This is a genomic window from Streptomyces sp. NPDC051315 (genome assembly GCF_044455165.1).
In the GTDB taxonomy this organism is placed as follows: domain Bacteria; phylum Actinomycetota; class Actinomycetes; order Streptomycetales; family Streptomycetaceae; genus Streptomyces.
The window spans coordinates 378961-391011 of sequence record NZ_JBITEN010000002.1; the positions used below are offsets into that span (position 1 = coordinate 378961).

Annotated in this window: 10 protein-coding genes; 6 read left to right on the forward strand and 4 right to left on the reverse strand. The window is 71.6% G+C overall.

Translation table 11 applies throughout. From position 1 onward, the window contains the following. Positions 1-83 precede the first annotated feature (83 nt). Positions 84-1028, reverse strand: coding sequence for a DMT family transporter (locus ACIBBD_RS04925; RefSeq protein ID WP_399417869.1), 945 nt, complete (start codon positions 1026-1028; stop codon positions 84-86). Between the two features lie 81 nt (positions 1029-1109). Here ACIBBD_RS04925 and ACIBBD_RS04930 point away from each other — a divergent pair, with 81 nt between their 5' ends. Beyond that, positions 1110-2063, forward strand: a complete 954-nt coding sequence (locus ACIBBD_RS04930; protein WP_399417871.1) for a LysR family transcriptional regulator — start codon at positions 1110-1112, stop codon at positions 2061-2063. 19 nt (positions 2064-2082) lie between these two features. On the opposite strand, the gene ACIBBD_RS04935 is transcribed toward ACIBBD_RS04930, so the two are convergent. The 3 genes from ACIBBD_RS04935 to ACIBBD_RS04945 form a co-directional block, all read right to left on the reverse strand. Continuing rightward, on the reverse strand, positions 2083-2376 hold the full coding sequence (locus ACIBBD_RS04935) for a putative quinol monooxygenase (protein WP_399417872.1): 294 nt from the start codon (positions 2374-2376) through the stop codon (positions 2083-2085). Between the two features lie 38 nt (positions 2377-2414). Next, positions 2415-4976: a GH32 C-terminal domain-containing protein gene (locus ACIBBD_RS04940; RefSeq protein WP_399417873.1), complete on the reverse strand. Its 2562-nt coding sequence runs from the start codon at positions 4974-4976 to the stop codon at positions 2415-2417. 217 nt (positions 4977-5193) lie between these two features. Further along, positions 5194-6156, reverse strand: coding sequence for a carbohydrate kinase (locus ACIBBD_RS04945; protein ID WP_399417874.1), 963 nt, complete (start codon positions 6154-6156; stop codon positions 5194-5196). Positions 6157-6399: 243 nt separating this feature from the next. Between ACIBBD_RS04945 and ACIBBD_RS04950 the strand changes: the two genes are divergently transcribed. The 5 genes from ACIBBD_RS04950 (at position 6400) to ACIBBD_RS04970 (ending at position 11638) form a co-directional block, all read left to right on the forward strand. Then, complete coding sequence (locus ACIBBD_RS04950; RefSeq protein ID WP_399417875.1) at positions 6400-7422, forward strand: sugar ABC transporter substrate-binding protein; 1023 nt, start codon at positions 6400-6402, stop codon at positions 7420-7422. A 106-nt stretch (positions 7423-7528) separates the two neighbouring features. Next, positions 7529-8542 carry an ABC transporter permease gene (locus ACIBBD_RS04955; RefSeq protein ID WP_399417876.1) on the forward strand — a complete coding sequence of 338 codons (1014 nt, stop codon included), beginning with the start codon at positions 7529-7531 and terminating at the stop codon, positions 8540-8542. Then, a complete protein-coding gene (locus ACIBBD_RS04960) occupies positions 8539-9375 on the forward strand; it encodes an ATP-binding cassette domain-containing protein (protein ID WP_399417877.1) in 837 nt (278 codons plus the stop codon). Before ACIBBD_RS04955 ends, ACIBBD_RS04960 begins: the two co-directional genes overlap by 4 nt. A gap of 75 nt (positions 9376-9450) precedes the next feature. After that, positions 9451-10482, forward strand: coding sequence for a LacI family DNA-binding transcriptional regulator (locus tag ACIBBD_RS04965; protein WP_399417878.1), 1032 nt, complete (start codon positions 9451-9453; stop codon positions 10480-10482). 394 nt (positions 10483-10876) lie between these two features. Beyond that, positions 10877-11638, forward strand: coding sequence for a thioesterase II family protein (locus ACIBBD_RS04970; protein WP_399417879.1), 762 nt, complete (start codon positions 10877-10879; stop codon positions 11636-11638). The last annotated feature ends 413 nt before the right edge of the window (positions 11639-12051 follow it).

Consider the following 12051-nt stretch of genomic DNA (forward strand, 5'->3'; position numbering starts at 1 on the left):
AGATCGCGGCGCGGCGCTGTTCGTGGTCGACCTGTCGCGGCATCGGAGCCCCCTGTTGCACAACATGCGTTACGCAACACCTGTTATGGGACGGCGTCTCCGGAGGCCAGGGCCGGCTCGACGGGGGCCGCGGGTGCCGGCGGCGGGGAGGCGCGGTGGGCGCGTTCGACGGCCTGCCCCCAGTACGTTCCGACGACGATCAGCGCTGCTCCGAGGGCGGAGAGCACGGTGAGGTGCTCACCTCCGAAGCCGATGCCCACCAGGAGGGCCCAGACCGGTTCGGTGCCCAGGAGGAGGCTGGCCCGGGTCGCGGAGGTGCGCTGTACCGCCCAGGTCTGGGCCAGGAAGGCGAACAGGCCGCAGAACAGGGCCAGGTGGACGATCTGCGCCCAGGTCATGGCGTCGGTCCGGGCGAGAGCCGGCAGCCCGCCCGCCGCGGGCGGGAGGAAGATGAGCGCGCCGACGACGCTCTGCACGGCGGTCAGTTGCAGCGGGCGCAGGTCCCGGCCGGTGGCGAGCCGTCCGACGAGCACCACATGCGCCGCCCGCACCACGGCCGCCACGAGCATCAGCAGATCGCCGGTGCCGGGAACGCGCAGACCGTGGCCGGACACGAGCAGGCCGACGCCGACGACGCACAGACCGGCGGCGAGGTAGAAACGCCCCGCCACGCCTGCTCGCCCTCCCCCGCGGTCCAGCAGCGGGGTGAGCACCAGGGTGAGGCTGATGATCAGCCCCGCGTTGGCCGCGCTGGTGTGCGCGACGCCGTACGTCTCCAGGGCGAGGACCGCGGCCTGGGTGAGGCCGAGCAGGGAACCGCGGCCGATCTCGGCACGGGTGACGAGGCCGGGCCCCCGCACCACGGCGACGACGGCGACGACCGAGGCGAGAGCGGAGAGGAAGGCGCGCAGGAACAGGACGAGCAACACCGGAGTGGTGTCCGTGGCCGCCTTCGCCGTCAGGTAGCTGGAGCCCCAGACGACGGCGACGACCAGGAGCACCGCGTCCGTACGGCGGGTGGCTGGCATGACGCCCACCCTCCCCGACCAGCACTTTGAAGTAAACGACGAGTTGCTCAAACAACCCTTTAGCGAAGCTACACTGGGGCCGTGGACGAGAGACAGCTGCGTGTCCTGCGTGAACTGGGCGAGCTCGGGAGCGTCACCGCGGTCGCGGAGGCGATGCGGGTGACGCCGTCGGCGATCTCGCAGCAGCTCCGGCTCCTGCAGCGCTCGATCCCCGTGCCGCTCACCGAGCGCGACGGACGGCGACTCGTCCTCACCGCCGCCGGGCAGGCCCTGGCCGACGCCGCCATCGGGGTGGAGACGGCTCTCGCCCGAGCCCGCCACACCGTCGAGGCGTTCGTCGAGCAGCCCGACGGCACCGTGTCGGTGGCGGCCTTCCACAGTGGGGCCGCGGCGTTCTACCCCCTGTTGCTGCGGCGCCTCGGCGCCCCGGGGTCGCCCCGGCTCTCCCTCCACGACGAGGACGTGGCGCAGGACGACTTCCCGCGCCTGACGCGCCACTACGACCTCGTCATCGCCCACCGGCTCGATCACGCGCCGGCGTGGCCGCGGACCGCCACGGCCACCGCCCTGCTGCGGGAACCGCTCGACGTCGCCCTGCCCGTCGGCCATCCCCTCGTCGCGAAAGCCCGTCTGTCCCCGGTCGATGTCGCCGGCCTGCCCTGGATCACCGTGCACGACGGGTTTCCGCTCCTGGCCACCATCGACGCCATCGCGGCCGCCGCCGGGCGGCGGCTCGACATCGTCCACCGGGTCAACGAGATCTCGGTGGTCGCCGAACTCGTCGCCGCCGGCGGCGGGGTCGCCCTGATGCCCCGATGGACGGCCCGCCCGCATCCGGCGGTGGTCCTCAGACCTCTCGACGGCGTCCACGCCCTGCGCCACGTCGACGTGCTGCACCGCCCCGAGCGCGTGGCGCGAAGAGCGGTGCGGACCGTGCTCACCGCACTGCTGCACGCCGCGGAGACCGTTCGCGGCCGAGGCGGTGACGCCGGGGGTCAGGAGGCGGACGGCCGGGAGGCCGACGAGCGCGGCTGACGCCGGACCACCGGCCGGGTCAGGTCAGCGGGTCGAGGAACGTCAGCACGGACGCGTCCTCCTCGATCAGCGGGGCCAGCGCGGTGTTGAACGGGCCGCCGTACGGGGCCTTCAGATGGGCCTGGAAGGCGTCCTCGTCCCGGTACACCTCGAAGATCCAGTAGGCGCGGGGATGCGACGCCTTGGTGTAGACGTCGAAGGCGAGGTTGCCGTCCTCCTCGCGCACCGTGCGGGCGTAGTCCAGCAGCAGGCGCGTCACCTCGTCCTCCGCTCCCTCGCGGGCGGTGAACTCGGCGAGCAGGGTCTTCTTCACGGTGTCGTGTCCTTGCGTGATGGGAGGGGGAGTTGTCGTCAGTCGCGGTAGGAGCCGAGCCGCCAGACGCGGGCCCGGTCGAGCGTCACCGAGCCGTTCTCGGCGAAGACCTGCACGCCCCGGCTGTCGGGGTCGGGGAAGATCTGGTCGGTGATCACCGCCTCGCCGCGGCCGCCGAAGACCTCGACGGAGGACCGGTCGACCAGGACGCGCAGGCGCACCGTGCCGTTCTCGGCCCGCAGGGGTGCCCGCTGGACCCCGGGGAAGGTGCTGGCGAAGTCCACGGCACCGGAGCGGGTGCGGTCGACGTACAGCTCCTGGGTGGTGGTGTCGTAGCCGATGACGGTCTCCTGTCCCCCGGCGCCGGTGCGCACCTTCAGGCCGAAGCGGTCGGCGTCCCGGAGGGAGAAGACCGCCTCGATGTCGAGTGCCGTGCCGTCGGCCGCGGGGCCGGTCAGGGGCTGTGAGGTGCTGCTGACGGTGACGCCCGCCGCCGTGGCCGGAGAGCCCTCCCGCAGGGACGTCAGACTCTTCACCGGAGTGCTGGTGAGCCGGATCCGGCCGTCGACGGTGCGCAGGGCCATCTCACGGGGGACGCTCTGCGCGCCGCGCCAGGGGGAGGTGGGGACGGCGCCGGCGTAGTCCCAGTTGCTCATCCAGCCGATCATGTACCGCTTGCCGCCCGGTGCGTTCTCCCAGGACACCGCCGCGTAGTAGTCCTTGCCGTGGTCGGCCCAGTCGGCGCGCCGCACCGTGGACAGGGCGGGGGCGTCGGCGGCGGTGAACCGGTCGGCGAGGACGTGGCCCCAGCCGGCGGTGTTCCTGTCGACGATCTGGATCTGCGCCTTCCTGCCGAGGTAGGGGCGCAGGTCGAAGGAGGCCCAGTCCAGGGTCTCGCTGTCGGAGCCGGTGGCGCTGCGGACGACCTCGCCGTCGACGAGCAGGTTGACCGACGTCTCCCGGGAGACGGGCCGGGCCGGGGTGTCGGACAGCATGACGTGGTCGACGTTGAGGTGGCCCCAGCCGCCGGTGTTGTCGTCGACGATCCTGATCCGCGCCTTCCTGCCGGCGAGGTCGCCGACGTCCCAGGAGGTCCAGTCGAGTGCCTCGGCGTCCTTTCCGGTGGCGCTGCGGACCACCTCGCCGTCGACGAGGAGTTCGACGGCGGTCGGGTCGGCGGAGGCGGCGCCGTGGTGGCCGCCGCCGACGAGGAGGTTGACGTAGTCCTTGTCGAGGGTGAACTCGGGTGAGGTGAGGGTGCCGGTGGTGGAGTCGCCGTTCAGGAAGGTGTTGACCAGACCGCCGCCCAGGAAGCCGGAGACCTCCTGCTGGCCGGGGAGGGTGCCGGTGGCCGGTGCCTGGCCGAAGGCGTCCCCGGTCGTCGTCCAGTCGCCGTAGGTGCCGCCTTCGAAGTCGGCGAGGACCGTTCCCTCGGGCGGGGGCCCCTGCTCCATGACGGTTCCGGGCTCGTGCGGGTGCCGTCCGCCGCCGACCCGGAAGTTCAGGTAGGGCCTGGCCACGGTGAACGGCGGGGAGGTGAGGGTGCCGGTGGCGGCGTCGCCTCCGTGGAAGCTGTTGGCGAGGCCCTTGCCGTCGAAGCCGTCGACGGCGCCCTGTCCGGCCAGCGCTCCGGCCGCCGGTCCCTCGCCGAAGGCGGTTCCGGCAGTCGTCCACGCGCCGAAGCCGGGGCCCTCGAAGTCCTGCAGGACGTCACCGGCGGGTGGTGTGTAGGTGCCCTTGTCCTCGGCGGTGAACGTCGTGCCGTCGAAGTCGCCGACGAAGTACTGGGCCGCAGAACCGCCCGCGATGCCACCGGGGTTGATGTTGACGACCAGGACCCACTTGACGTTGTTCTCGTCGCCGTCGACCGCGAGGGGGAACAGGTCGGGGCACTCCCACACGCCGCCCGTCGCGCCGGCCGGGCCGAACTCGCTGAGCAGCTCCCAGTCCTTGAGGTTCTTCGACGAGTAGAACCGCACCTTGTGCTCGGTGGACAGCGACACCGTCATCAACCAGCTCCTGGTCGGCGCGTACCACTGCACCTTGGGGTCCCGGAACTCCCTCGAGCCGATGTCGATGACGGGGTTTCCCCGGTACTTGGTCCAGGTACGGCCGCGGTCGGTGCTGTAGGCGAGCGACTGGGCCTGAACGCCCGTGTCCTTGGCGTGGCTGGTGTAGACCGCCACCATGGGCGGGTTCTTCTTCGTGCCGAAGCCGGTGGTGTTGTCGCGGTCGACGACCGCGCTGCCGGAGAACACCATCTCCTCGTCGTCGTGCGACAGGGCGAGAGGCAACTCCTTCCAGTGCACGAGGTCCTTGCTCACGGCGTGCCCCCAGGACATGTCGCCCCAGGAGTCGCCGTTGGGGTTGTACTGGTAGAAGAGGTGGTATTCGCCCTGGTAATACACAAGGCCGTTGGGGTCGTTCATCCAGTTCCTGTCGGGCGTGTAGTGGAACCGGGGGCGGTGGGTCTCGGCGTACGGCGGGGCGTCGGCGGCGGTGGCCGGAGCGGCGGGCGGGGCGGCGGACAGGGCGCAGGCGGTCGCCACCGCCGCGATCAGCCGGGCCCGGGCACGTCGCGGTACACGTACAGAACTCATGGTGTCTCCTGGGCTGCGACCGTCCGGCGCGGGGTCTTCGCCCGGCGCGGACCGGCCGGAGGGTGACACCTTGCCCGCGCCGTCGTCCACGGCACCGGCAAGGAGTGTCATCGTTGACTTGTGTCATCGATGACATCGAGTGGCCCGATGATGGGGGCAATCCGGCCGACGCGTCAACGGTGCGGGCGCGCCGGGACCGGAACGGTTCCTCCGCCCGTCACGTGTGGCCGGCTGTCGCGCGCTGCGCCAACTCGCTCTGCCAGGGCGGGTTGGGACCGGCGACCGAGCAGGTCAGGGCCGCGACCCGGGCGGCGAAGCGGCAGGCCTCCGCGACGTCCGGGAGGCGCAGGTCCGTCAGCCGGCCGCCGAGCAGTCCGCGGGTGCCGAGGTGGTGCAGCAGCCCGGCGGTGAAGGAGTCCCCCGCCCCGACCGTGTCGACGACCCGCGTCGCCACCGCGGGCACCTCCACCCGTTCGCCGTCGAGCGAGGCCAGGGCTCCGTCGGCACCGCGCGTGATCACGACGAGCCGCGCCCCCGCGGCGTGCCAGAGGTCGCACGCCTGCCCGGGCGGCGTGCCGGGCAGCAGCAGCGCCAGGTCCTCCTCGCTCAGCCGGAGCACGTCCGCGAGGCGGCACCAGTGCGCCAGCCGGGCACGGTAGGTCTCGGGGCGCACCAGCAGCGGCCGGACGTTGGGATCGATGCTGACGGTGGCATGGGAAGCGGCTGCCGCCAGGAAGTCCTCCACCACCGCCGCGCCGGGCTCGCGGACCAGGGCCAGTGAACCGGTGTGCACACAGGCGGTCCGGGACAGGTCCACCCCGGCCAGCTCCGCCGCGCTCCACTGCCAGTCGGCCGTGTTCTGCGCGTGGAAGGAGAACGCGGCCTGGCCCAGGGCGTCGAGCTCCGCCACGGCCAGCGTGCTGGGCTCGGCGGCCGGGACGGCGTACGACAGGTCCACTCCGGACGCCTCCAGGCGGGCCCGGAACAGGCGGCCGAACACATCGCCGGACAGTCGCGCGAGGAAGCGGGCCGGGGTGCCGAGCCGGGCCAGGGCGACGGCCGTGTTCGCGGGTCCGCCGCCGGGCAGCACGCGGAGGGCGAGTTCGTTCGGGGCGCTCGTGGGCTCGGCGAACGCGTCCGCGACGCACTCTCCGAGGACGGTGACCGGACGCAGACTCATGGGCTGCTCTTCTCTGGGAGTAGGCCGTCCGGGCGCCTCGCACCGCGCCACCGCCGGGCGGCTACGGGCGGGCGACGGCCGGGGACGTTGCCGATTTGTGACGGGGACAAGGCATTGACGTTGCCGGGAGACGGAGTCCATCATCCTCGCCATGCAGTGTCAACGATGACATAAGTCAACGATGACACCGGGGACGGCATGTCCGATGCCGGCCGCGTCGCTCGCAATCGCGCAGGAGTCGTCATGTCTCGCACCACTCGTCTGCCCCTCTCCCTCATCAGAGCCGCCGCGTGCACGGGCCTCGCGGCCCTCACCCTGACGGCCTGCGGACCCGGCTCCGGATCGGACTCCGCGAGCAGCGGTTCGGGCAGCGTCAAGGTCGGTCTGATCACCAAGACCGACACCAACCCGTTCTTCGTGAAGATGAAGGAGGGCGCGGAGAAGGCCGCCAAGGAGAACGGCGCCCAACTGGTCAGCGCCGCCGGCAAGTTCGACGGCGACAACGCCGGTCAGGTCACCGCCATCGAGAACATGGTCGCCTCGGGTGTGAAGGGCATCCTGATCACCCCGAGCGACTCCAAGGCGATCGTGCCCGCGATCGAGAAGGCCCGCGCCAAGGGCGTGCTCGTCATCGCGCTGGACACCCCGACGGAGCCGGAGAGCGCGGTCGACGCCCTCTTCGCCACCGACAACGTCAAGGCCGGTGAGCTGATCGGCGAGTACGCCAAGGCCGCCATGAAGGGCAAGACGGCCAAGATAGCCACCCTCGACCTCGCGCCGGGCGTCTCCGTCGGCGTACAGCGGCACGAGGGCTTCCTGAAGGGCTTCGGTATCGGGGAGAAGGACCCGGCGGTCGTCTGCTCCCAGGACACCGGCGGCGACCAGGCCAAGGGCCAGACGGCGATGGAGAACTGCCTCCAGAAGGAGCCGGGCATCAACGTCGTCTACACCATCAACGAGCCGGCCGCCCTGGGCGCGTACACCGCGCTGAAGGCCAAGGGCCGGGAGAAGGACGTCCTGATCGTCTCCGTCGACGGCGGCTGCACCGGCACCCGGGCGGTCGAGGAGGGCAAGATCGCCGCGACCTCCCAGCAATACCCGCTGAAGATGGCCGCCGAGGGAGTCAAGGCCGTCGTGACGTACGCCAAGGACGGCAAGAAGGCGTCCGGTTACACCGACACCGGCGTCACCCTGATCACCGACAAGGCGCAGGCGGGGGTCACGTCCAAGGACACCGCCTACGGCCTGGAGAACTGCTGGGGCTGAGCCGCCCCGGAGGCCGTCCGCACCTCCTCACCCCTCAGTCAGCGGCCCGGCTCCCGCCTCCCCGACCGGGAGCGGGCCGCCCCTCATCCTCCGTCAAGGACCTCGCATGACCGCCACGTCAACGCCACCGTCCACCTCCACGCCGTACGCCGAGCTCAAAGCACCGACCACGGTGCGCAGACTGCTCACGCAGCCGACCACCGGTCCACTCGTAGCCCTCCTCCTGGCCTGCGTGTTCTTCTCCCTCTCGACCGACCAGTTCCTCACGGGCGGGAACTTCTCCCTGATCGTGCAGCAGGTCATGGTGGTCGGGACCCTCGCCATCGGGCAGACCCTGATCATCCTCACCGCGGGCATCGACCTGTCGTGCGGTGCCGTGATGGCGTTCGGCAGCATCGTCATCGCCAAGATGGCGGCCGAGGGATCCCTGCCCCCGCTCCTCGCCATCGCGCTGGGCCTGGCCGTCTGCGGCGGCTTCGGCCTGCTCAACGGGCTGCTGGTGCAGAAGATCCCGCTGCCGCCGTTCATCGTGACCCTCGGCATGCTCAACGTGGCGTTCGCGCTGACCCACATCTACTCCGAGGAGCAGACCGTCACCGACCTGCCCGGCCCGCTGACGGCCCTCGGGCAGACCTTCCCCCTCGGTCACACCGACATCACCTACGGGTCCCTGGTCACCATCGCCCTCTTCCTCCTCCTCGCCTACGCCCTGAGCAGCACCGGCTGGGGTCGGCACGTCTACGCCCTGGGCAACAGCCAGGAAGCGGCCCGCCTCAACGGCATCCGCACCTCCCGCCTGACCATCGGCGTCTACACCGTGGCCGGACTGCTGTACGGCATCGCCGCCGTGCTGCTGATCTCCCGCACCGGGGTCGGTGACCCGCAGGCCGGGCAGACCGACAACCTGGACAGCATCACCGCCGTGGTCCTCGGCGGCACCAGCCTGTTCGGCGGGCGCGGTTCGGTGCTGGGCACCTTCATCGGCGTCCTCATCGTCGGTGTCTTCCGCAACGGCCTGCAACTGATGGGCGTCGCCTCCATCTACCAGACCCTGATCACCGGCGTCCTGGTGATCCTCGCGGTGACCGTCGACCAGATCTCCCGGAAGAAGGCCCGATGACCGCCACCACCTCCCCCACCCCCGTCCTGCAGGCCCGCGGCCTGGTCAAGCGCTACGGTCACGTCACCGCCATCGACGGCGCCGACTTCGACCTGCTGCCCGGCGAGGTCCTCGCCGTCATCGGCGACAACGGAGCCGGCAAGACCAGTCTCATCAAGGCCCTCACGGGTGCCGTGGTCCCCGACGCCGGCGAAATCCGCCTCAACGGCGAACCCATCACGTTCTCCGGTCCGCAGAGCGCGCGCGCCCACGGCATCGAGACGGTGTATCAGGATCTCGCCGTGGCCGCCTCCATGGACATCGCGTCCAACATGTTCCTCGGCCGGGAGCTGCGCCGCCCCGGCCTCCTCGGCAGCGTCTTCCGCATGCTGGACAAGAAGCGCATGCGCCAGGAGGCCGCCGAACACATGGCCGACCTGAAGATCGGCCTGCGCTCGCTCACGCAGGCGGTCGAGACCCTCTCCGGCGGCCAGCGGCAGGCCGTCGCGGTCGCCCGGTCCGTCGCCTGGGCGCGCAGCGTCGTCGTCATGGACGAGCCGACCGCCGCGCTCGGCGTCAAGGAGTCCGGCCAGGTCCTCGACCTCATCCGCCGCGTCCGCGACAAGGGCATGCCGGTCGTCCTGATCAGCCACAACATGCCGCACGTCTTTGAGATAGCCGACCGGATCCACGTCCACCGGCTGGGCCGGCGGGCCGCCCTGATCAAGCCCTCCGACTACTCCATGGCGGAGGTCGTCGCCATCATGACCGGCGCGCTCACCGTCGATGAGGCCGGAGGTACTGTCGTAGCGGACTCCGAGGCCGCGAAGGCGGCCGGCGTCCAGGCCACCTGACCACACGACTCATCACTCACGGATGTCCGGCCGAGGCCGCGGCCGGAACCGACGAGCACAGGAGACGTTTCCCCCATGGCAGCGAACCGCCGCCCCACCCTGGCCGACGTCGCACGAGAGGTGGGCGTCAGCGCCAAGACCGTCTCCCGCGTCCTCAACGACGACGGACCCGCCTCGGCGCGGACCAGGGAACAGGTTCTCGCCGCCGTGGCCAAACTCGGCTTCCAGCCGAACCTCATGGCACGCAACATCCGTGTCGGCGGACCCGACACCACCATCGGGCTGGTCGTCCCCGACCTCGGCAACCCCTTCTTCGGCGCCGTGGCCCGCAGTATCGAGGACACGGTCCGCGACCGCGGACTGACCCTGCTCATGGGCTCGTCGGCGGACGATCCCGAACGCGAGCGCGCGCTGACGGACAAGTTCCTCGCCCGCCGCGTCAGCATCCTGATGGTCGTGCCGTCCGTCGGCGCCGACCACACCCACCTGAAGACCCACCGCTCCGCGGGCCTGCCCGTGCTCTTCATCGACCGTCCGGGAGCGGGCCTGTCCACGGACAGTGTCGTCAGCTCCAACCGCGCGGGCGCCCACGACGGTGTCGCCCACCTGATCGCCCACGGCCACCGGCGCATCGGCTTCGTCGGCGACCTCCCCACCAAGCTCTACACCCGCCGCGAGCGCCTGGCCGGATACCGCTCGGCTCTCCAGGAAGCCGGCCTCCCCCACGACCGTGCCCTGGTCGCCAACGCCCACGACGAGCACGGCGCCTCCGCCGCCACCGCCCAGCTGCTCGGCCTCGCCGACCCGCCCACCGCCCTGTTCGCCGGCAACAACATCGTCGCGCTGGGCATCGTCACCCAACTCGCCCGCAGCAGGCGGAAGGACGTCGCCGTCGTCGCCTTCGACGACGTACCGCTCGCCGAGGCCCTCGAACCGGCCCTGACCGTCGTCGCCCAGGACCCCCAGGAGATCGGCAGGACGGCGGCGACCACCGCCCTGTCCCGCCTCGACGGCGACCGCTCCCGCGCCCGCACCGTCACCGTGCCCACCCGGCTGGTCGTCCGGGGCTCGGGAGAGCGCCCGGCCGCCGTGCTGCAGGGGGTCTGACCCGGCGCCGGAGCCCGCGGCCCGCCCCGGCCCGGCGGGCGGTACGTCGTCGACGGAGCCGTGTCCGCCGGGACGCGGGGTGAGGGCCGTCCGCCGGGACCGCGACGGCTGTCCCGGCCGGCACCGTCGCCGCCACGGCGAGTCGTCCGGGGCCGCGGGGGCAGGACGAGCGCGCGGGCAGGACGCCCGGCGCCCGGCGGTCCGGGTGTCCGGGGCCGGCGGTCCGGATGCCCGCCGCCGGCAGTCCGGATGCCCGCCCCGCCGGTCCGGATGGCGTCCACGACCCGACGTGGGGACGCGCGGGGACGCGGCATCTTAGGGGGATCTAGGGGTTGGCCCCGTACCCGCCTGCGACCAGCATGACCTGCGACCGTGCGGCCAGGGAGGATCAGCGATGCCGGAAGCCACCACCGACAGCAAGGACTGGGTCCGGCTCTTCCACCCGGCCCCGACGCCCAAGGCGCGCGTCGTGTGCTTTCCGCACGCCGGCGGCTCGGCGACCTTCTTCCACCCGGTGTCCGGCGCCCTGCACCCCGACATCGAGGTGCTGGCGATCCAGTATCCGGGGCGTCAGGACCGGCGAGCCGAGGACCCGATCGCCGATATCGCCACTCTGGCCGACCGGGTCTTCGACGCGCTGCTCCCCCAACTCGCCCGGGAGCCACGGCCGGCCTTCTTCGGCCACAGCATGGGCGCCACCGTCGCCTTCGAGGTGGCGCTGCGCATGCGGCGGGAGGGACTCGCCCCCAGCGTGCTGATCGCCTCGGGGCGTCGCGCGCCGTCCCGGCGCCGCACCGAGGACGTCCATCTGCGCGACGACCAGGGGCTGGTGGCCGAGATCCGCAACCTCAGCGGCACCGACACCCGGTTGCTGGACGACGAGGAGATGCTGCGCGCCATCCTCCCCGCCGTGCGGGCCGACTACCGCGCCATCGAGCGCTACGTCGGTGACCCGGACGCCGTCGTCGACTGCCCGGTAGAGGTCTTCGTCGGCGACACCGACGAGCAGGTCACCCTCGAGGAGGCCCACGCCTGGCGACGGCACACCACCGGTGACTTCACCGTCCACGAGTTCCAGGGCGGCCACTTCTACCTGACCGCCCGCCCGGCCGAGACGATCGACCGTCTCGCCGCGGCGGTCCGTGCCCGCGCCTAACGAACGGGCAGCGGCTGCGGATTGCACCGGGTTCGCGTTCTGCCCGCGCTGTCCTGGCGATTTCGCTGTCCGGTCACTTTCGCTGCCCTGTCTTCTTCGCACCCCTGCCGATTTCGCTGCCCTGTCTTCTTGGCCGCCCTGCCATTTTCGCTGCCCTGTGATTCCGCTGCCCTGTGATTCCGCCGCTGCCCTGCGGGTTCGCTGCTGCCCGTGATGTCGCTGTCCTGCGATTCCGTTGCTGCCGGTGATTACTGGCGTGCGCCTTTCCCGGTGCTTGCCTCGGTTCCCGGCACGGTTTTCCACAGCCTTCGAGCGACTGAACGTGTACGCCATTCCTCACCTCGGCTCTAGGGGTGCATAGGGGTGTGGGGTCGCCTTGGCCGAACCTAGCCTGACGCCGAGGTATGCGTCTT